Annotated in this window: 11 protein-coding genes; all 11 read left to right on the top strand. The window is 33.2% G+C overall.

The features are described from left to right. The first annotated feature begins 3 nt into the window (after positions 1-3). Complete coding sequence (locus tag AABD74_RS10740; protein WP_406845526.1) at positions 4-552, top strand: REP-associated tyrosine transposase; 549 nt, start codon at positions 4-6, stop codon at positions 550-552. An 8-nt stretch (positions 553-560) separates the two neighbouring features. Next, positions 561-962 carry an EndoU domain-containing protein gene (locus AABD74_RS10735; RefSeq protein WP_232681074.1) on the top strand — a complete coding sequence of 134 codons (402 nt, stop codon included), beginning with the start codon at positions 561-563 and terminating at the stop codon, positions 960-962. 22 nt (positions 963-984) lie between these two features. Next, a complete protein-coding gene (locus tag AABD74_RS10730) occupies positions 985-1335 on the top strand; it encodes a hypothetical protein (RefSeq protein ID WP_406845525.1) in 351 nt (116 codons plus the stop codon). 435 nt (positions 1336-1770) lie between these two features. After that, positions 1771-2946, top strand: a complete 1176-nt coding sequence (locus tag AABD74_RS10725; protein WP_406845524.1) for a hypothetical protein — start codon at positions 1771-1773, stop codon at positions 2944-2946. Between the two features lie 332 nt (positions 2947-3278). Continuing rightward, positions 3279-10652, top strand: a complete 7374-nt coding sequence (locus AABD74_RS10720; RefSeq protein WP_406845523.1) for a hypothetical protein — start codon at positions 3279-3281, stop codon at positions 10650-10652. Positions 10653-10665: 13 nt separating this feature from the next. Further along, on the top strand, positions 10666-16431 hold the full coding sequence (locus AABD74_RS10715) for a hypothetical protein (protein WP_406845522.1): 5766 nt from the start codon (positions 10666-10668) through the stop codon (positions 16429-16431). Between the two features lie 88 nt (positions 16432-16519). Further along, entirely contained in the window at positions 16520-17671 is a 1152-nt protein-coding gene (locus AABD74_RS10710) for a hypothetical protein (RefSeq protein WP_406845521.1), read from the top strand. A 25-nt stretch (positions 17672-17696) separates the two neighbouring features. Beyond that, positions 17697-18065 carry a tail fiber assembly protein gene (locus AABD74_RS10705; RefSeq protein ID WP_406845520.1) on the top strand — a complete coding sequence of 123 codons (369 nt, stop codon included), beginning with the start codon at positions 17697-17699 and terminating at the stop codon, positions 18063-18065. Positions 18066-18144: 79 nt separating this feature from the next. Continuing rightward, positions 18145-19005 carry a DUF5977 domain-containing protein gene (locus AABD74_RS10700; protein ID WP_406845519.1) on the top strand — a complete coding sequence of 287 codons (861 nt, stop codon included), beginning with the start codon at positions 18145-18147 and terminating at the stop codon, positions 19003-19005. A gap of 3 nt (positions 19006-19008) precedes the next feature. Further along, positions 19009-20157, top strand: coding sequence for a DUF5977 domain-containing protein (locus AABD74_RS10695; RefSeq protein ID WP_232681063.1), 1149 nt, complete (start codon positions 19009-19011; stop codon positions 20155-20157). 191 nt (positions 20158-20348) lie between these two features. Beyond that, positions 20349-21335, top strand: coding sequence for a hypothetical protein (locus AABD74_RS10690; RefSeq protein WP_406845518.1), 987 nt, complete (start codon positions 20349-20351; stop codon positions 21333-21335). The last annotated feature ends 134 nt before the right edge of the window (positions 21336-21469 follow it).

Below are 21469 nucleotides of genomic sequence, written 5' to 3'. Positions count from 1 at the left end.
TAAATGAGCAGAAAGTACAAATTTGGGGATAAAACCGGAGCTTACTTTATAAGTTTTGCTACAGTTTACTGGATAGATGTTTTTACAAGAGAAGAGTATTTTGGGAGTATTGTAGAATCATTAGATTACTGCAGAAAGAACAAAGGAATGGAGATCTATGGATATTGTATTATGCCAAGTCATATTCATTTAATTTTTAGATCTGAAAAGGGAGATCCTTCTGGTCTAATAAGAGATTTTAAGGGTTTTACTTCTAGAAAAATGCTCAAAACAATTGAAGAAAATCCGCAAGAAAGCAGAAAAGAATGGATGCTTTGGATGTTTGAAAGAGCAGGAAAGAAAAACAGCAATGTAAAATTCAGGCAATTTTGGCAGCAAAACAATAAGCCTATTGAAATTTGGTCTCTAACAGTTTTTGAGCAAAAACTAAACTATATTCATTTTAATCCAGTTCAAACAGGCTTTGTTACTAATCCTGTGGACTGGAAATACAGTTCAGCAAGAAATTATGGTGATAATGATCAGACAGTTTTAGAAATTGATATTAATTGATATGCTGTGTGTTCACGAGCGGGACGCTCGCGCCAGCTGGGGGATGGCATCACATTGAAGGAAATGTTAGCTCTAATAATTTCGGAAGAATTGATAATATTGTAGATGCCTCAGATTCCAGAGGTTATTTTACAGCGAACGTATCAATTAAAAATACAAGTGGAGTTTGGATTCCTAAAAGAGATGGTCTAGGAAATTTAATTGATAATGATATGTTTCCGAGACACTGGTCAAAACAAGAGCTAATTGAAAATATTTCCGTTGCTTATACAAATAAAGTTCATAATGGTATTGGAAATCAATATCGAGGTCTTATGAGTGATGGAAAAACAGTAATTATTTGTATAAATGGTAATTCAAATTTGATAGATCAAACAACAAGTATTAAGACCTTATGGCCAAAAAGATAATTTTATTAATAAATATAAACATATGAGTGCATTAAAGACCTACAAAGTACAACTTACAAATAGACCTGGGTTCGGTAAACAAATATTTACAATTAATACATGGTTATCAGCGTATATTAATGATCATTATTACGTTGAAGAAGCGGAGAGGCTGTTAATAGGTAACATAAACAAAGTCCTTTCTGGTGAAGCATATAAAGGAGGAGGACAAACTCAGAGTTTATATTTTGCTGAAATATACAGAAACGAAACTAAAATATATCAAGATTTAGAAGCATGGGAACAAAACAATAATATTACCCCAGATTTTGTTCTTCCTACAACTGATTTTAAGGTAATTGTCGAAGCATGGAGAGATTTTTTGAAAAAATGATCTGATAAAAAACCCTGCCTATCGCTAGCACGAGCACCCCACTCGTGAACACAAAGTCTAAAAAGCTCAAAGACAAAAAAGTCTTTGAGCTCTCTTAAAAACATCATTTTCCTTCATAGAAAAATGATGCTCTAATAAATCCAAAAATCCCATTTTAAAACCCAATCCGGAACTTAAAAATTAAGTTCCCTAACCTTTTATTGGCTTTCCTGAAAGCCAGATCATTACCCAAATATTTTACAAATTCTGTAAAATAAAACTATTGTGACGCCACTAACACAATTTTTAAAACAATCCATTTTGGTTGAAAACATGCTAAAAGAAGGTATAAAACATCCTCTCTAAAAGCAAAAATTAATCAAAATAAATTACGGTAACCCCCATAAGCCTTAATAAATGCCTATAAATTTTAAACCCCGTAATAATTAATTAAAAATGAGTACAAATCACAACAGAATCAGAGTGGCAGATTTAGAAACAAATAAGTCTAACAAAATTTTAATAACCAACGAAAAAGGTGAACTGGAGTTTAATGATGTAAACAATCTGCAAACCGAAAAATATAATGCACTTGACTGCACAACCGAAGGTAAAGCATTAGATGCCAGACAAGGAAAAGTATTAAAAGATATGATTGATAATATCAATGTGTCTCCGCCTTCTTTAGTGAATGATCTTACAACAGGAGGAACAACGAAAGCTTTGACTGCTGAAATGGGAAAAACTTTAGAAAACACAAAGCTTACAGCATCACTAGCAACAGATGCAGAAACGCAAATAGCATCAACTATAACAGAAGATATAAAAGTAATAAGCCGATTGAAATTATTCAACTGGTGGGCATGGATTAAGTCTCAGGCTCAAACTATTTCCGGAGCTTGGAATTTTACTAATAAAGTTACATTGGCATCTGGTACTATAAATTACCCTCCTTTAATTTTACCTACTGGTACTTTTACAAATACAGCACAAAATGGGGCTATTGAACGTGACAGTTCTGGAAAACTCTGGACAACAAGAAGCGGAGTAAGATATATGCTTACTGAAGATGACGGAAGTTACATTAAAATCATATTGAATGGTGGACAAAAGACTTTAGACACTCCATCACCTTATATTACAACAAACACAGTAACTGACACACTATTGGGCACATTCAATGCTGGTAGTTTGTCTAATAGTATTTTGGCAAAATTATCAATGATGGGAAGCGCTGGTGACGTAGTTGCAGGCGGCGGAACTATAGCGCCAACAGTAAACAAATTTCAAATTGTTATAAAATTCACTAATGCTCTTCTGTCTTCTTCATATTGGGGTCCGGGCACAATAAGCGAGTTAGTTTTGATAGATAATCTTAATGTAACAGGAACTACTGCAATGCTTACTGGTACTTATGCCGCATGGGATTCAAATGTTGGTTTGTTCAACGGTTTATATGCATGGGATAGTGCAAATCCGGCAAGTCCAAAAAACTTAAATGGCGTATCTGCGCAAATTTTTTGTAGAAGACGCACCGAGTTTGCCGATGCTACAAATGCAAATGGAAAAAATCAAGCAATAAGAGTTTATACAGCAATAACCTCAACTTTAATAGAGAGAATAAGAATGTAAGTTTACCGCCCTCTTTCTACAAAACTTAACCTATCTATATCCACTCTCTTTACAACTCTGTAAAGCCCCAGAACATCAATGTTTAACCACTAAGCAGCTGTTTTTTAAACCTCTTTTTTAGGCTGATCTTTACACTATCAAAAGGAAAATACTGCAAAAAAAAAACAATTTTTCAGCTGCTTTTTTCGAGGCATTATCTAAATCAAAAAATACAATAAACCTGATCATCAAATAATCGATTCATTATTTGAATGCTCAATTTGGTTTGTCAAAACAAGAATTTAATCATGCAAAAACACGAACGAAAATTAAAGTCAAAAACAAATTAGAATATGCCAACTAATCCAATTCCAGCAACTCCAATTCCTACGGCAAGGTATTATCCTAGACTATCTGAGGTAATTACCGTAGATGACTTACCGGAGTTTTTATCCTTTGTAGAAAATGGCTTAAATGACATTTTCAATAAAATTCATTACAAAAACTTACAATATTCAAAAGGATATCGCGGCGACTCGGCTTTTTACAGTCTTGATATTGTAACAAGCGAAAAACTTGCTATTCCGTTACCGTTTGGTTTAGGTCTTGTACTTAATCCAGACCTTGACGGCGATTCGTCTATTTCGTCATTCCCAATTACATTAGAATATCAGTGGGAAATTTTAGCTTTCCTTAAAACATTCAGTTCAAGCAATTTTTCTTTTTCAATAAAAGATTTTTATTCGGTAGGATTACAAGTTTTCCGCATCAGCGAAGAACAAGTTGTGGCTCACATGCTGAATATTTTTGTTGAAGCTGAAGAAGGAAAAACAAAATACGAACAGCTTTTAGAAGATATTAATGATATTGAGAATTTAACTGGAGTACAAAAATTAGAATTCCCAGAAGGAACTGAACAATCTATTAATGCTGTAATCACGCTTATTAAAAACAATCCGGCAATTACAGAATCTGTTTCGCTATTATTATTTGCAACTTATATCTTAAAATCAGATTTAAGCGCAACAAAACAAAAACTACAGGAATTCTACAACATTATTGTTCCAGATGGTATTGAAGCTCATATTAAAAGAATTATTACACCAAAGGCGAAAGCAACCTTAGCTTTAAGTGCCGGTATTGAATTTCCTCGAAATATCTTAAAACCAGTTAATTCAAATGGTTCTAATTATGGTAATGGAACTGAAAAATCAATGTTTACATTTGGTCAGGCACAATTGTATGCTGATACCGAAGAGGGAATTGGTTATCAATTAGAACTAGGCGGATCATTAAAACCGGAATATGCCATGATTGGTAATACGGGTTTAATTCTTCAATTAGATACTTTAAAAGTTGATTTAAGCAAGAAAACCAATATTCCTGAAGCTGATGCAGACGGACGTCCAAACGATTTCGTTGGGGTATATGCACGTGCCGTTTCGGTTACTCTGCCTTCAACATGGTTTAACAACATTGAAGAAAATCCACTAGATACAACTCCAACATTAAAAATTGGTGCCTCAGATTTATTAGTAGGTTCTGGAGGTCTTTCGGGAAATATTTATTTGGAGACAGTTCCAAGCGCAAATGGTGCTTTCAATTATTTCAATGACAAATTCAATTTTAATTACCCAATCACGATGTTCGAAAAAGATCAAAGTGGTGTGGCAAATAAAAAAGAAATTGCTGATTATGCTTCTTTACTTGTTTTTTTACAAGAATTAAATACTAAAAAAACTCCTTATGCTTTTGATTATCCTTTATCATTAACAACACTTTCTTCAGTAGTTTCCTCTATTGAACCTTCTACAACATATATTTTTACAGAGGCTAAAGATTATCAGAACTTTTTATTGGAGTTGTATGATAATACACTTTGGAAAACAATTGGCTCGTCAAACAAAGGCTTCAAAATTGGTTTCAATAAGTTTGATATTTCATTTAAACAAAACAAAGTAATTGGCTCTAATATCAAGGGTGCCTTAGAAATTGAAAAATTCAAAAAGGGCAACGATGCTTTTAAAATAGATCTTGAAGGTCACTTACAAGATGATGGCGACTTCAATCTTACCGCTTCTTTCCCTAAAGAAAATAAACCGACAGCAAACTTATTTGATCTCGTACAATTTGATTTCAACAGTTTCGAACTAGGAAAACAAGATGATGACTTTTATATAGGAACTTCATGTCATGTTTCTTTCCCTGAAAATTCTTTAATTGGTAACCTTATGAAAGGTCAGGGATTTGACATTGAAAAACTTCGTATTTACAGCGATGGAAATATTGAAGTTGAAGGAGGTTCAATTCCTATTCCTATAAGCCTTTCTGTAAATCTTGGGCCGGTACAAATGGCAGTTACCAATATTAGTTTTGGTTCAACCCAAATTAACGGCCGTAAATATAATTTCTGGGGCTTTGACGGAGCTATCAGTATCAATCCGCTTGGGGTAGATGCTCGTGGAGAAGGTGTGAAATTTTATTACTGTACCGAAAATGATCATTCAGATTCTTTCCTAAGAATCCAAACTATAGAAGTTGATTTAATCATTCCGGGAACTGCTACAGAAGCATCTGCAATGGCAATCATTAATGGTATGATTTCGCTTCCTGAACCTGGAAAATCTCAGGAATTTATAGGTGAAGTTGGTTTAAAACTTCCAAAAGCAAAAATCTCTGGTGGTGTTGGAATGCGTTTTATGCCAAAATACCCAGCATTCTTAATTGATGCTCATATCGAACTCCCTACTCCTATTCCACTTGGATTTCTTGCTATTTCTGCTTTTAGAGGTTTGCTAGGTTTTAGATATGTAGCTACAAAAGAAGCCGCAGGATTGAAAAAAGATAATTCTTGGTATGAGTTTTATAAAGCTCCAAAACCTGGTATTAATATTAGAAAATTCAGCGGGCCTCCAGATTCTATGCAGTATGATTCTCCTTTCTCTATTGGAGCTGGAGCTACTTTTGGAACTGTTGCAGATGGCGGACATGTATTGTCTTTAAGAGCAATGCTTTTATTATCCCTGCCTACTCTGTTTTATATAGAAGCAGGATTAAATGTTATTGCCGGACGATTAGGACTTATTGAAGATGACCCTAGTAATCCTCCATTCTTTGCGATGGTAGCATTTGGTGATGATTCATTAGAACTGGCAGCCGGAGCAGATTTTAGTATTCCAAAAGACAGCGGACAAATCTTTAAACTTCATGCATTATTAGAGGCAGGATTCTTCTTTAAAAATCAAAAACCGTGGTATGTAAATATCGGATCTAAAAAAGACCCGATTACTGCAGAAATTTTGACATTATTTACTGCAAAGGCTTTTATTATGCTTTCGGCTCAGGGAATCGAAGCCGGGGCCAGATTAGATTTCAATTTAGATAAAAGCTTTGGTCCTGCTAGAGTAAGATTATGGGCTTACTTAGAATTGGGAGGGAAAATTTCGTTCAAGCGTCCGCAAATGGGTGGATATATTACAGCCGGCGGAGGTATTCAAATTAAACTTTGGATCATTAATGTCGAGATTGTTTTAGATACTATTTTCTCTGTAGAATCATTTAAACCATTCTTAATTTATGCTAAACTGGAGTTGAGTGTTCGTGTAAAAATTGGTTTTATAAGAGTCCGTAAAAACTTTGTAGTCGAAATTCAATGGGATATTAACAGAGTTGTTGATCGTACACCTTACAGCCCGCTGCCAAAAGGAACATTTGGTGATGGAGTTGACAACAGAACTTTAGAAAATGTAAAAGGAGTTCACATGCTTACCAATCAAGCTTTTGCACTTGATTATTTCAAATCAACAGATGATAATGACTATGATCCTAGTAAGTTTTCTAATGGAATGCCTAAAGCAGATCTTATTACACAAATAATCCCTTTAGATACGTACATCGATATTAAAATGGCTAAAGGAGTATTACCAAATCCTGAATTGTCTCAAAAAATTGGAGGTTATACCGGAGATGCAAAAAACTATACCGATTTTATGCCCCCAAAAGACGATAATCCTAAAACAGCTAAGAAGCCACGTCAGGTAAAACATCAATATGCAATTGAATCCATTGGAATAAAATCATGGAATGGTACAGCATGGGAAGATTATCACCCATTTGAAGCTGTAAAAGATCTAAATACATCCGAAGATTTAAGCAATCTGCCTTGGGCACAATGGCAGAAAGCAATTGATCAATATGATAGTATTCGTGTATTAGGAACGAACCCGTTTTCATTCTTAAGTGCAGCTGAACCTGGATGGCACGTTCCGGAACAATTCGGAATCACCTCATCTAAATTATTCTGTGTTTCTCAAGAACTTGAACCTGAACATACCGATTTCCTTAATAAACAAATTGGACAGCGCTATTATGTACCATCCCAATATGAAGCAGATAAGATTAACGGCTTGTTTTTTAAATTGATTGGAGAGCTTCCTGAAATTTTAGAAAACAATAAAATTGAAGCTGGTGATTTTATGGCTATTTCAGGCGAAAGAAACCCGCATAATTATAGTAAATCATTATCATTTCAAAATTATAATGAATTAGAAATTATTTTCCCGGAATCTGCAATAGAACCCGTTTTAAAACTTACGACACATGCCAAAGAAGTTACCATAAAAGCCTATACCTCAATTATTGAAAAAGAAGGTGATAAACTAACTACCTATGTACCTGTTGAAATAAGAAAAACAAAAGAATCAGCAGCTTTTGAAGAACTGACTTACACTAAAGCCGAATTACTAAATGATATAACATTATTTGATGTTGAAAGTGATGCTATTAAAAAAACTAAAATAAATAAAATTGTTATTACTCCTGTTGCAGCAAATGCAAAGCGTATAAAAGAAATCAGAAATGAAATTGCTTCATTATTTGAGACAACTTATGTCAATCAAACTGATGAAACTACGATTACATTACCAACTGATATTGATAAATATAATTCATTATTAGCTGAATTAGCTGCATTAAAAATCAATGCAGGAAATGATAATCCATCTGCAGAAACACCTGGCAAATTAACCTTTACAAATTATTACGGATATAAAGGAAAAAACATTTATGCATTTGATAAAATAATTAAATTCAACGATACTTACATTATCACTTTCCATCCAAAAGTCGATACAACAGTTCTTTTGCAAGTTGACTCAAAAGGAGATATTTTAAGGGAACGCTTATTGAATGGAGTTGTGACTTCGATGCAGATTGTAAATGATACTTTACTGGTAACACAGGCACTGAATGCTAAACAATGTAAAGGAATTGGAGATGCTATTATTGATTTTGATCTTATTATTGGCTGTGAATCTCCTATTGATGCGATGGCTGTTACTGAACTTGATGATGAATTGAATTTAAGTTCGGGAGTACAATATTTAAACAGTTATTCTTTAGGATTTAACAAAGTACTGCCTCTTGCAAATAACGAATTGCTTTGGGTTAATGCATTAGAAACTGAAACACAAATTAACTGGGTTAACGGAACTGATCGTGCTCTTGTTCAGCGTGCGACAATCAATGGAACTGCAATTAAAGTTCTACAGCATAATGCTGCTGAATTTAGTTTAGTTACTAAAGACAAAAAGATTATTCATTTTAATCTTAACACCAGTACAAATACAATTTCTGTAATGGATACAAAAGTGCTTTCTGATCCTTCAGTATCTGAAATTATCGATGCTGTCATTGCAAACGGAAAAATTTTAGTTACGGTTAAGTTCTCAAATGAAAAATTTGGTTTAGCTCAAATTACAGGAAATTCATTAGATATTGTAAAACAAGATACTGTTTTTGATTCTGAAATTTATTTATCAAACAATACTCTGGCAGATAATTCGGTTGTTGCTTATAACGAGCAGTATTTATTCGTATTTAGTTCAGCACTAGCACTTACAAGATTAATTAAGAGAGGAAATGACTTAGAAAATGCATCGATCATTCATCTTCAAAATGAACCTTCTGAAAATGAAATTTTAATGCTTTCATCTAAACTGAAAGAAAAAGGAGTTTATTTCTCATTGTTTACAGATCAGTTTGATAATTGTTCTTTATATCCTGAACAAACTGTTACAATAACTACTTCTTCATCAGCTTTAACAACTGAAATAACAAGTTTAACAACAGCTGCTTCGGTTGAAAAAGTGAATTATACTAGAACACCTAAAAATTCAAAATTAATTTCGGTTAATGAGACAATTTGTGCTAACGGAAATGCTGAAGAAGATCCTGAATTGGATTATACAACTTCAATTCAAAGTATTGAATGGCTGAGTAAAGAAAGTTATTTCCATAACACAACTATTCCGCAGATAGAAGCTGTTGAAGAAGATAGAGAAGCAATGAAATCTGCAGTTGAAAATACCGTTCAGCCCATCTGGAGACCTAATACAACCTATTGTTTAGACTTTACTTTAACTGATAAAGTGGATGACAAGGATACAACTGAATTTAAATACTATTACGGATTTAAAACTTTAGGACCAGTAGGACATTATCCAGTTCCAGATCCGGTAACTCCTGAAGGTGAACAGCCGCCAGTTAAAAATGAACTAACAGAATTGTCGAAATCGCCATTAACTTCATTAAGACAATACTTAGATTATAACCGTTCTTACCCAAATGCTGATGGAAGTTTATTGCAATCGAAACCTGCTTTTTATGGAAATCAACAATGTAAAGTATCCTTGTTTTTTACAAATCCTTATGCGTATCACATGTTTAAAAATTGGGGACCATATACTGAAACCGTACCTGAAATAAAAGGAAAGTTAAATCTTTTTATTAAAGATCCGCTGACTGATTTGCTTATCGAATATCCGTTTAAAAATGAAGCGATCGCATATCCAAAACCAAATGAGGAAATTCTCGAGTGGAAAGACGATAACGATCCTAGGATTCCATTGGGTATTCAATTGATAAACAATATTCTTACTGATAAATCAGCGATGAGATGTAGTTTAGAATGGGGCGAACCTATAAAACCAAAATCATATAGATACGAGGTAGAATTAATTGATTTAAAACCTTCAAAACTTTATACCGTTTTAGTAAATAACTTTTTTGATGATGCGCAGCATGGAACTACCAGCACAAGCAAAAACGTATTGGTACACCAATTCGGTTTCCAGACTTCTCGTTACAAAGATTTCAAAGAACAAATTGAAAGTTATTATTTAAGTGAAGATCAATCACAAAGAGCATTATATGATGTCAAACTTAATGTAGTTCAGGATCAAATTGATAGTCTATATCATTTGGTTTCCGCAGAAAATACGGCTAACGCATTAAGTGATTCAATGGCATCAAAATACCAGCATTCATTTGACCGTGCAATTGAAGGAATCTTAAAAATATCTCCTCTTGATCCGGCACAAAACACGGAGGTTAATAAAATTATTGATATCAATACTGGTAATACAATTGCTCTTTTAGTGCGTAATCCAGAGCCATTTAATATACCAAAAATGCCTTTAGAAGAAATCAAAGATTCAATTGCAGTAGTTGATGAATTAGGAAGTCCTAAAGCTGGATATAAAGTTTTGCATTCAAAAGATTATTCACAGGTTTTGGTTATGCATAGTGGCAAAATAATTCCAAAGGAAAATTTAAACATTCAGTTTGATTACAGAATGTGGAAAAATGGAGGAACAGCATTAACCGAATCTATTAACAAGCAAAACATAGAAGTTCAATTATCAGAATTAGAAAATACAAATCTTTAAAAACAAGAAAAAAATGAGTTCTATAAATCTTCAGGAAAGCCAGCTCTCTGGCTGCGAAAAATATATAGCAATCGTTGTTGACGAATCTGGTTCGATTAACACCAATGAAGCGCAGCAAATTAGAGACGGGCTGACTTCATTTATCAATTCTCAGGCTCAAAGCAACATCACACTTTCATTAATCGGAATGTCTAACAGCGATACTGCTGTTAGATCCGATAATGTTATCCAGAAAAGAATTGCAGATAACCCACAGGATTTTTTAAACTGGATTAATTTGTTTGGTAACGGAAGAGCCTACATTCAATCTGATTATTGGGCTTCTGGTTTAAATGCGGCTAAGAATCTGGCTGTTACTCCTGATATTGTTTTTGTTGTAACTGATGGTCTTCAGGTAAACAACTCTGAATTATTAAAAGGTTTGTTTTCTGATTTAAATCTTAAATCTCAGGTTTTTGTTTATGGTGTTACAAGCGAAATCGGCAATGCAAACGAGTTAACAACTCCATTAAATACCTTTTTGGGCAGAACGCCAAAATTAAAAGACAGCAGAACTTCGGCTCTAGAATCTGATTATCTTAGAGTTTCTGATTTCAGCACTTTAGGAGTAGAATTAAACAAACTGATTACTGATTTATCTACTGCACAAACAGGCTGTATTCCGAATGTAAGTATTATTGAAAATAAAATTGTTTATCCGGTTTTAAAGAAAGGTGTAAAAGTAAAGCTGGAAGCCGGAAGTTTAGTACTTCGAAACAAAAGCCGTGTCCCTCTTACTTTAAGCGCCGGAACGAGAATTCATGATGAAAGCAGTTTAAATGGTTTAATTTTTAAACTTCAAAATGCAGTTACAATTCCCGGATCGGCACAAATTGAAGCTGCAATTCGAATTGAAGGAAAACCATTATCTCTTGGAAATTCTTCAGCTCCAATCTTTTTAAGCAACATTAAAAATCCTTTTGGCTTCAGCATTAACTTTAATGTTGGTAAAGAATCTGCTGTAATTGATATTGATCCGACAAAAACAAATCTGCAGTCAACTTATTTACAAATCGCAGCTGCAGGTTCGAGAGGAGTTGACAGTACAAAAGGTATTCACCTTCGCTGGATGCTTACCGGCAAATTAGGCGAAAAACATCTCCCAAAAGGAGATTTATATACTGGTCCGATATCTAATTTTAATAAACCAGATGACTTCGTAAAAGTTTACAGAGCTCCTTACGTGAAGAAAAACCATGTTCTGGATTTAAGTCAGGAACCAAATGTTGTTGATAATCAAAAAGGATTATGGATTTATAAAACTTCCAATTCAACACGATCAATTTATGTTACTTTTCATAATAAGACAAAATACAGATCGGTTAAACTTGCGATAGATCCATTGGTTAATCCTGCTGATTTTATTGAGGCTTACGGAAATAATCTGATCGAAATTGAAAATAAATCTGAGTTGTTTTTTGCTGCTGAATTAAATTTTTCATCTGCAAATGATTCCCGTAATGTAAGATTAGAAACATTATCAGTTGCTGAAAACAGTTTTACAGCTGCAAAAAGAGTTTCGAATCGTAAAACATATTCTTCATCTCAAGCAGACAATATTCGTTTAGTTGCTGAGAATGGAAGAAGCATCCGATTTAAAGCTAATAACTGTCTTTTAAATTCAATAAGTTTTGAGTTTTATTCAGATTTTATCACACAAGCTAATACAAACGGAGACTGGACTTTAAAAGGAAAGTATGCATTAAGTGATAATGACACTAAAGTTTTTGAACAATTAGAACCAAAACTAAATGCAGTTCATGGAAAATGGCTAAAATATAATGATGATGATTATGTAAATATTGCTAATTATAAAGATAAATGGAACAGACCAGCCGCTGGAACAGATAACAGTGACAAAAACATTAAACAAATTGTAAGCCAATATCTTGATTTAAGTAAAGAAGCTGATAATCCAACTGCATCAGAGATAATCAATTTTGGAGATCTTGACGCCGGAAAAACTCCAACAGAGGAACAATTGGAGGATGAAAGATTTACACAAATATCTTATCTGGATCTCTTAAACATTGCTGCAAATGACTATCATATTGCGCGTATGTTAGGTTTGGGATGCATTGATATTGATAACGAAGTTTTATCAGGAGAATTTGTTTATCTAACAGAATATACCACTTTGGGCGATTTAGATGGCGCGGGAGCAAATGAAAGACAGCATCTTTCTATGAGTATTCCAACATCTTTAAATACAGAACGTCAGTCACTTCCTGTACAATTGAATAAAATTGTTCCTGGTTTAAATATGAATTCTGATGAAAGTCAGACTACAAAAATTACAGATCCCGAAGGTTACAGTTTTGATGGAAAGAAAAGATATGTAAGTTTATTTATGGATGATGTCATGGATTATGACATTAGTAAAGACTATAGAGATTTCTTTAAATCTACTTTAGAGTATGACGGAAGTACTTTTACTTTTCCACTTTATGCAGGAGTTGATTACAAAGTTAAAGAGCTGCATGAAAATTGGGTAAAACCTGAATTATCGCATGATTTAGAATACAAAAATGTCAATAAAAATCTTGGGGAATCGAATTATGAATCTGTTCCAATTATCATTCCCGAATCTGGAAAATCAATTATAAATATCCGTCAGGAAGAAGTAGGGAAAAAAACTTATATCTATCAGGGATATGGTATTAATATTTTCTCCAGAGCAACAACAGGAAGACAAATAAGTATTGAATCAGATATTAAACCGGCAAACAATTTAATGCCGCCAGGTAATATCAACTCGCTTTTAATTACAGAAGAAAGCCCGTTAATGTTTACTTCGGTGTCTGAACAAGAACGTCTGGGCAAAATTACAGGAACGGATAAAACATTAGTTAGAATCCTGTTCGATTATTACTCTGCTCAGGAATTGGTAAATTATACTGTTCCCTCAGATATGTCTGCACAAACAGCTGAAGAAGACATTAACAGTATTTATCCTGATAATGAAGAAATATTTTCAGATCATTTTAAACTGTATTACAAAGATGGGCTTCCAGATGTAGAATATGCAACAATTACAGATATTGAAAATAATACATCTGATAATCTTACTTCAATTATTACAATTAAAGAATACAAAGTTCTTAGCAGTGGTCAGGAAATCAAAATATCATTAACCAATGATAATAAGACAAAATATGATGGAGGAATCCTTACTATTGGGGATCAAAATTATGTTGTTAAAAATATTGAAGTTTTCACTAAAACAGTAGGTGCTGATGTAGTATTTGATTATGCATTAATCGAAGTCCTGAAAAAAGAAGTCAGCGACAGTGTTCATTCAGATGGAGGTGCGACAATAGATTCTTATCAGATTAAATCAATTCAGATGCCAGAAAACAAATTGTGTACTCTTGTACAAAATATGCAGACGGCTTCAAATTGGCATAATCCAGAAATTGATTTTAAAGTTGAATATCCTGCTTATTTTAATGAAATCCATCGTGAAGTTATTCAGCCAAAAAGTGAAAACACAAACGATTTACAACTGGAAAAAACAAGAGGAATCTGGAAACCTGCTGTAATTGAAAGAGTTTTGGAAAAAACTTATGAAATGAATGCAGATGGAACATATAAATTAGATGAAAATGAAGATCTCATTCCATTAAGTACAGATAAACACTTAGGATTATATAAAATAACTTTCACAGGTTTTCATTTACCTCAACATCCTCAATTCAATTCAGAAAACGAAAATTCTGTAGAATGGTCTAATGGTATTGTCCGTTTGTTTAGAAAAAGTGCTGTAAAAGAAGGAAGTACAATTCACGTAGAATCACGAAAAGAATTTAAAGTTTTTAGAACAGAAAATATTGGCGAAACAGGAGATTTGGTTTTATATATTAATGATACCGATTTTAAATTAGGAGATTATGTAAATCAAACAATGGCTGATAACTATAATGAAATCATTATCGGACAGCAAGACGTAAACTATTATCCTAGTTACAAAGTATATCTATACGCAGATTCGGCATCAGGAATTACTCAGGAAAACATTCAGCCAAGAGAAAATGAAAGTACACACTACTCTATTTTCGGAATCAGTACGCGTGCTGTAAGACCAGATTTTGAATACAGATCAAAGATTAGTATACCTAGTCCGATGTATGCGGTTAAAATTGAAAAACCGATAAAGCCTGAAGAGATAAAATGTGATAGTTATTATGCTACAAGGCCAGATTTTTATAATCGTTCGACTTTCACTTTTACAACAAAATATAAAAAAGACCGCAAACCTTATGGTGCATTGCATTACAGAGCCAATGAAGAGAATTTCTTTAATGTTTTGTACAAAAGAGAAACTATAAATACGATTCGGGAAGAACTAAAAAAACTTGGCGGAAACGATGAAGTTAATTTTAAAGAAAGATGGAAAAACTTTTTAAACTTTAATCAACTTGAAACAGACGGTCTTTATAAAATTTTTCCGGAAAACAATCCTGAAGGCTTTGGTTTTCCTTTACCTGATAATGACGAATTAATAAAACTAATTAATGACTTCATCAAATGGCATAATGAGACACAAAAACCTGTAATCGAAGCTTTAGAAATTGAGAGTTTAACTTCATTAAATCAAATTTTAATTCCTAAAGGTGATGAGCTTGAATCAGATATGCTGGCTGTTTATTTTATCGAACAAGCCATTCAGTCCGCTTTTGTTCCTTTAACTGAAGTACCTATTATTTATGAGCATATTAAAGGTCAGGAATATACTCCAACCAATAAAAAGCAAACTATTAAAGATAAAAATGGTCATACCTTAAAACCAACTGACACTAATTTCGACATTGCCCCAATGATGAAAATCGTAAGTAAAACTGACAATATAACACAGTTTACCGATTTTAATCTTGATGGAAATTCGCAGAGTATTTATTTCTATGCGGTTCGTGAAATGGATATTAAGATGAATTTCAGTGAATTTAGTGATCTTTTAGGACCTGTAAAATTAGTTTCTTCAACTCCGCCTAAAATGCCGGAAATTAAGAGAATTATGCCAATTCTTGAAAATCAGGTTTTAGGAATTAAGCCTGCTATTCAATTCGAATTAAATGCTTATCAGCCGGAATTCAACGTTAAGAAAATTAATATCTATCGTGCTAAATCGATGCAGGAAGCACAATCGATAAGAACCATGACTCCGGTTAAAGAAGTTTTAATTGATGAAGAAACTTTGTCTAATGAATTTGATAATGTCTGGACTGTGTATGATGAATTTGAAGATCTTGAATCTGTTCCTTTTGGAGATGGTCTTTTTTACCGAGTTACCGTTTCAAAAGAAATTGAATATGCAGATCCGAGCTCGACTGAACTAAATCCAATTGTTAATATTGATTATGCGCCTTCGCAGCCATCAAAAATTACGGCAACTATTATTGCGGATAATGTTTCGCCAGAATCTCCAGTATTAGAAGCTTCGGGAGTTGAAACCGGAACAAACGGAGAAATCTTAAAGCCAGTAATTTTTAGCTGGGAAAAAACAGTTCACAATGGTAAATATCATTTATATAAAATGAATAATCAAGGCAACTGGGAGAAAATTCATGAAATAGCATCTAATGAGATTAATGTGAATTTGCCTCTGCAGGAAACTAAACTGGCAACAGATGAATTAGTTATTAAAAATGAAGATGGAGAAAGAATCTATCATCACTTTAAAGTAATTTCTGAAAACTCTTCAGGAATGTTCAGCAGCGAAGAAAAAATTCTAACTCTTTAAACCCATAAATACCAATGACTAACCTCATTGGTATTTGACTCAGGTTTTATTAAACAAACATTTAAAGCAAGAAATAAAATTAAATAACATGGCAACAAGCAGAAATGACTTTCACAGCAAATTCAATAATGGAGATATTCCGTCACATGCTGACTTCGTCGAAATTTTTGACAATTTCGTTCATAAACAAGATGACAAAGCCGATTTTCAAATGGTCGAAACTGGCACATCTAACGAACATTATATTACTCCGGCACTTTTAAGATCAGTTTTTCAAAATTCAGGAATTATTTCAGGAAACTGTTATTTTCCTTATAAAGAATATCGAGATGATTTTACCGGCACATTAATCCAGTTAGAAAATCCTCCTGTTGAAAACAGCGTTAAAATATTTAAAAACGGACAGCTTTTAGAAGAAAATGAAGATTATGCATTAAACTATAATACTGCCGAAATTAGTTTCTCCGGAGAAATTACAAGCAGAAATATCGAAATAAATTATTGGTATCAGAATATGAATCCAGAATTAGGAGATTCTGATTCAATGTTTGGAAAATCGTCCATTCCGTATAAAGAAAATTTTAGTGCCGATGTTTTTAACAGTGATACTATTATACTGCAAAACAAACCTCTAAGATACAGCGTGAAAATTTATAAAAACGGACAGTTACTTAGAGAAGGAGAAGATAAAGATTATGCAATAGTTGATGGCACTAATGTTATTACGTTTTCTGAAACAATAAGCGATCGTAATATTGAAGTAGATTATTGGTTTGCAAGCTCAATATCGATAACTGATCAGCAATTAAATTCAAAATATGTTGATTTAACGACAGATCAAACCATTGCAGGAAATAAAACTTTTACAGAAGTGACTGAGAGCCAAAGCTTCGTAAAGACTGGCGGAACCTCTAATCAATATCTTATGGCAGATGGCTCTGTTTCTACTTCTACAGCATCTGATTATGATGCAGGACATTCTGGTTTTGATATGTTAACAACCAGCGGCTACCAAAAACTTAGTAATGGGTTAATATTACAATGGGCATATCTAACATCTGGAAGTGTAAGCTACAGTTTTCCTCTTGCATGGCCGGTAGGGGCTTTTAGTGTGGTATTATCTACTATAAGAGACTCCTCTGGAAATAAAGGTTTTAACCATGTCGCTAATCTTTCAAAAACATCATATCAGGCTATTATTGACGGTAACTACGGTTACATGTTTGCAATTGGGCGTTAATCTAAAAATTTAAAATAAAAAAATCATGTATAAAGGAACATACAACAAAGATGGAGAATACACAGGCTTTTATGTTGAAGGAATCCATGAGAATATCCCACAGCCAAATATTGAATTAACTGCAGAAGAATGGCAGCAGGCATTATCTAAAAATTATAAGGTAATTAATGGTAAACATACTTATTCTGCTTTCGTACAGAGTGAGGATAGTATTTTAGAAAATCTAAGAACAACCAGAAATGTACTGCTGATTAGTAGTGACTGGACACAATTAGATGATTCGCCTCTTTCAGAAGAGAAAAAAACAAAATGGAGAAATTACAGACAGGCATTAAGGGATTTAACTGGTCTCGATGACTTAACATCTATTGTCTGGCCTGCACAGCCATCATAATAAAAACAATTATTCAATGACTTTCTAATGGTTTTTAGAAAACAAAAAGACAACATTATTATTAACTAAAACATAATGTATGGAAGAAAATACAACATATAAACCTTTTAATTATTTAGAAAATTATACTCCTATAGAGGGTACAGAGGTTTATTATAATACAGAAAAAACATTAGCAGTTAAAAAAAATGATTGTTCTAAAGGAACAACCGGAAATCTGGTTACTTTAACCGCTAGTGCAAATAAATTTGTGTCAACTGTAAGTATAGCTGATGCAAATGAACAGGCTGAATCATGGCTTAATGCAAATGCTCAGGCTTATGCTAATAATACTGGTATCTGTAGTATTAGAGAAACGGCATGGCGTGGAGCAAATCCATCTTGTGTAATTGAACCGCCAACTACTTTACAACCTTTCGATTATATGGTGATTAAGTACAGATGGGCATTAGGAGCCGGAAGTGATTTAGATACTTTTACTGGTTTTGTAAATACTGGTATTGATACTTTAGACAATCAGTGGGTAGGCTACGGACTAAAAAACGAACTTCCTTTAAATGCAGCTGCACAGGATTCTTATATCATGTGGGGCGGTGATATTACAGATTTAACGGGCACAGAAACATGCTTAATAAATTTCAAAAAAGTAAAAGAAGTTTATTCCAATTTAAATAATATTCAGGTAAGAATGGCTGCCGTTTGGTGGAGTTCTAAAGCCACAGGGAATATTGATGTAGAAATTACCACTTTCCATGGTGGTACAATGGAAAAAGTAGGGAAAGACATTATAAATAATAATGGCGAGCAAATCCAGCAATTAAACTTTTCAAAAAATATTTCTATACAAGGAAAAAATCTGCCAATAAACGATGTTGCTCATATTGGTTACATTAATTATTCTAATAATCTCTCAACCGCAAAGGTTATAATAACTTATTAAAATATGGCAAATACAGGATATAAATCTTTTACTTTATTAGAAAGATACTATAAAGACGATGGTACTTCGACTGGAGATATAAAACCAAATGTGACAACCGATCCAGATTACATCGCACCCATTTTAGATACAATAAGCTGTCCTCCTGATACAAGATATTATAATACAGAACAAACTAAAACTGTAACAAAAAATAACTGCTCTGCCGGAGAAGCTGGTACAGAAATTACTCTTACTGCTTATGCAAACCAGTTTGTATCTAATATCAGTGTTATTGATGCAAATAACCAAGCCATTGCCTGGCTGGAAGAAAATGTTCAAATTTATGCAAATAATTTAGGGACTTGTGTAATTAATATTCCTGCTATTACAAGTAGTCTTTCATCTGATGGAATGACGATAGATTTATCATGGTCTGTACCGCATAATAATATCGGAATTACCGGATATCAGCTATATCGAAAAGTAGATTCTGGTGGTACATGGTCACCGCACATGTCAATAAACACTGCAGATATAACAACGTATTCAGATAATGCATTAAGCCCTAATACTACTTATTATTATAAAGTTTCAACAAGAAATACAGCCGGAGACCTTTCTGTCCCTAGTAATGAAACTTATCAGACAACTGGTGATAATTCAACTGGAGGATCAGGCGGCGGCTGTTTTGTCGAAGGCACGTTGATTACACTTCCAGATGGTTCTAAAAAAGCTATTGAAGAATTGCATCTCGATCAACTGCTTCTTTCTGCTGAGATTGAAACACTCATTGATACCAATAATGCTAATGAATTATACAAATGGTCTTCTAATTCTTTATCAGAAAAAAGAATCACATCACCAATCACTAAATTAACGCAAAAAGATGCTTATAAAACAATAATTGTCAACGACGGATTATTGGAAGCTACTCCAACTCACTTACAACTCATTCAACGTAATGGCTCTTGGAGATTTATTCCTTTAGGAGATATTCAGGCTGGTGATAACCTTTATGGCATTAATAATGAAATTATTCCGGTTACAGCAGTTACTATTAATTTAGAGAAGAGAAGAATCTTTCCTTTGACATTAAATCCATTTCATACCTATTTCGCAAATGGAATTTTAACTCATAATTATAAAGAAGGAGAAAATCCAAATCCTTAAATTAAAATTGGATTTAAGTAAAAACTAAAACATTTTTCTTCTTTTAAATCTTTAAGATTTTCAAATTCGGCATAGATAAATTTAACCTAAACAGATTTTTAAATTTAAAATAGGATTTATAATGCCGGATTTGGAATTAAATTATCATCAATCAAATTTAAGGGCTAAAAATGTTTTTAAAATAAAATAAAATGGGTTCACTAATACAAAATACTATTTTTGGGAAATCCAATTATAAAATAAATACATACATAGGCGGTATTGGCAATGCTATAAATACACCTGCTCTATTAGCGGCTAAATTAGGCATTTCTGCCAGTCGTATTAAAATGTTCCGCATTTTAGATAATAATATTGAATGTGCAATTATTGGAGGTACATACAGCTTAACAAATAGCAGCTGGCTGAGCAGTAATATGACTTATTTTATTGACGAAAAGAATTTAGCAGTAACAGATGAAGGTCGGGTTTTCAGGTCAGCCACGCTATTACAAAAAATAAAATTAAACGGATTACTAAATACTGGAGACGAATCTTTTACTAATACAAATCTTGTAGAGATATCATTACCAAATGTAACTAACTTAAAAGGACGTTATGGATCATTTAGAATCAACCCTAAACTAAAACGAATAATTCTTCCAGAAGCTTCTTACTCTGAGTGGAGTTTTTCAGGTATGGATGGGTGTACCTCATTAGAAACTGTCTACATTCCAAAACTAGCAATTCTAAGAAGTGGGTCATCAGCAGCCTTAAATAACTTTGTATTTGCTTCAAACAAAACCGGTTTTAAGATTTACGCCAGCCCCTTAGCGCAAACAAGCTACTTGGGAGGTGTGGATAAAGATATTGCCTGGGCTATTACAAATAGATCAGCCATTGTTAGATATGTTACAGATTTTACAAAACCAAATGCAGTTATTGATTTATCGGTAATAACCATTAATAGTACTTCTATGAAATTTCAATTTACTACTCCATCTTCTCAAAATGGTATAGATTTTTATGAAGTATATGTCAATGGTGTTTATAAACAAGAGTTAAAAGCATCCGGTGATATAATTAGCGATTTTGTAGAAAATACCAGCTATGCTATTAGTTTAATTGCTGTTGACATTTTTTATAATAGATCGGACTTAAGCAATGTCATTAATTTATCAACTAATAACGCAGCTTAGATATTGGTGCTAAAAACTTTATTCATGCAAAACTGGTGCCTTCATTACAATAAATCTTTTTTTACAAACTTGTAATTCCGGTTCTCCCAATGGCGATCTTCAATATGCTGCAAGCTCACAAAGAGCAGCAGTTA

The organism is Flavobacterium soyae (assembly GCF_045348165.1).
Classification (GTDB): domain Bacteria; phylum Bacteroidota; class Bacteroidia; order Flavobacteriales; family Flavobacteriaceae; genus Flavobacterium; species Flavobacterium soyae.
This window is presented reverse-complemented; position numbering and strand designations above follow the sequence as displayed.